The 2,728-nt window shown below is 32.3% G+C and carries 1 protein-coding gene; it reads left to right on the top strand.

From position 1 onward, the window contains the following. Positions 1-60: 60 nt before the first annotated feature. Positions 61-2,728, top strand: a 2,668-nt coding sequence (locus tag ABJD66_RS01560) for a carboxypeptidase-like regulatory domain-containing protein (protein ID WP_348127441.1), incomplete at its 3' end; no start/stop codon positions are given.

Below are 2,728 nucleotides of genomic sequence, written 5' to 3'. Positions count from 1 at the left end.
AAAAAAATATGATAATTTAAATCCACCTCTTAGGAATTAAAAAAATCAAGTTCTTATTTTATGACTAAAAAGTTATTTTTTACTTTCTTTTTTATTTCATTTATTGCTTACAGCCAAGAAATTACATACAAAGGCTTTGTGCAAGACAGCGTGCAAAGTCCTTTACCTAATGCTAATATTTTAGCTTTTCCAGATAGTGATGATGCAGAAACTGCTTTTGCCATTACCAATGAAAAAGGTGCTTATATTTTACGTTTGCAAAAAGGCTATACCTACCAAATTAACATTAGCTATATAGGCTATAAAAAACTAGTAGTTTCCACTACAGCAACAGAAAAAACCATTAAAAACTTTGTTTTACAAGAAGATGTAAACACTTTAGACGGTGTAGAGCTCACCTACAAAATACCTATAGAGGTTAAAGAAGATACTACTGTTTATGACACAGATGCCTTTACCAATGGCAAAGAACGCAAACTACGAGAAACCTTAAAAAAACTACCTGGTTTAGACGTAGACAGGGAAGGTAATGTAACCTCTAACGGTAAAAAAATTACCAATGTTTTGGTAGACAACAAACCCTTTTTTACAGGAAACACCAAAATGGCTGTAAACAACATACCTGCCAATGTTGTAGACCAAATAGAGGTTATAGATAACTATAGTGAAATTGCTATGCTTAAAGGGTTGCAAGACACAGATAAAATGGCACTAAACATTAAACTTAAAAAAGACAAAAAACGCTTTTTGTTTGGAGATTTAGATGTTGCTGCGGGCCATAAAGACAGGTATGCCATACACCCAAATGTATTTTACTACAGCCCTAAAACCAATATTAATTTTATTGGTGATGTAAACAATACTGGCGAAAAAGCATTTACGTTTAGCGACTATATGGAGTTTGAAGGCGGTTTTAGCAAAATATTGGCTGGTTCTGGCAGTATGTCTAGTTTGTTTCAGTCAGACTTTAGCCAGTTTTTAAATAACAACGATTTTAAAGAGCGTAGTCAAAAATTTGGTGCGTTTAATGTACGCCAAGCTATAAATAGCACCACAGATATTAGTGGTTATGTTATTGCTTCTAAAACAGATACCGATACAGAAAACCAAACCGAGAATATTTACCAAAACAACAACGATCCTTTTACAGAAAACAGAACCACCACTGGCAATGCCAATAACTTTTTTACCATTGGTAAAATAACACTAGATTATGACCCAACCTACAAAGAGGATTTTGCCTTTAATACGTTTGTAAAACTAACCAACAACAATGGTTTAAACACTATTAACACAAACAGCCCAACAAACACCAATAGCATACGTACCACTAATGATATAGATGCACTAACCTTAAAACAAAACGTAACCTATAGTCGTAAATTAACAGACAACCACACCGGTACTTTAGAGGTTACACACAGTTACACTGTAGACAAGCCCAACACAAATTGGCAAACAGATAAAGAAATACTACAAGGATTAATTCCGTTACAGGCAGATGATGTGTATAACATACAACAAACCAAAGAAGTAAAAACACACAGTATAAATGCCATTGTAAAAGACTATTGGGTGTTAAACAACTATAATCATTTGTATTTTAGTTTGGGTGTAAACTCAACCTTTAACTCTTTTGTAAATGAAGATGTACAGCTATTAAGTAGCGGAGAAATAAACAATTTTAACACTGCCGATTTTGGTAACAACCTACAGCATAATTTTATAGACACTTATGTTGGTTTAGAATACAAATTTAGAACTGGTATTTTTACGTTTAAACCTGCCGTATATCAGCATTATTTTAATTGGTCTTTACATCAACTACAAACAAAAACAACCAATACAAAAACGGTACTTACACCAGAGTTTACTACAGAAATTAAATTTAAAAACGGCGCAAAAGCAAATTTTAAGTACAAAGCAAATGCTCGTTTTCCTTCTGTAAATAACCTAGCAAGTAATTTTATACTCCGTAATTTCAATTCGGTTTTTAGAGGCAATGCTAACTTAGAAAATGAGTTTTTTCATACCACAAGTTTTAACTACTCTAAAAGAAGTTTATTGCGTGGTTTATTTTACAACTTAAATGTTAGATACAATAAAAAAACAAAGCAGTTAAAAGGAGAAACGCAGTTGCAAGGCATTAACCAATTTAATTCTTTAATACTGTTTACACAACCAGAAGACGACTGGTACTTTAGTGGCAATTTTAATAAAAGAATAAAAAAAATAATGGCTAAATATAGAGGCTCCTACAACTACAGTAATTTTTACCAGCTTGTAAACTCAGAGACACAAAAAAACACCTCTGGGAGGTTCTTAAATACCGTAAGCCTAGAGACTGTTTTTAAAAAAGGCCCAAATTTAGAGGTTGGCTACACACAAACCGATAGTGACTACAACACATCTGTAGGGAAAAACAAGTATAGAAGCACCAATTTTTTCACCTATTTAGATTATGTTTTTCTAGAAGATTTTACCTTAAAAGCAGAATATAATTTTGATAATTATGTGAATAAAGACCGAAACATAGATACTAGTTTTGACAATGCTATGGTTTCTCTTTTTTACCAACAAGAAGATAGCCCTTGGGGTTTTGAAATTAAAGCTACTAATTTATTTGACACACAGTTTAAGCAAGACAATTCTTTTAGTACATTTTTAATAAGCGATAGTAAAACCTTTATTTTACCACGCATTGTACTTTTTAAAATTAGCTACAAAC

This window comes from Cellulophaga sp. (assembly GCF_039943695.1).
GTDB lineage: Bacteria > Bacteroidota > Bacteroidia > Flavobacteriales > Flavobacteriaceae > Cellulophaga.
This window is presented reverse-complemented; position numbering and strand designations above follow the sequence as displayed.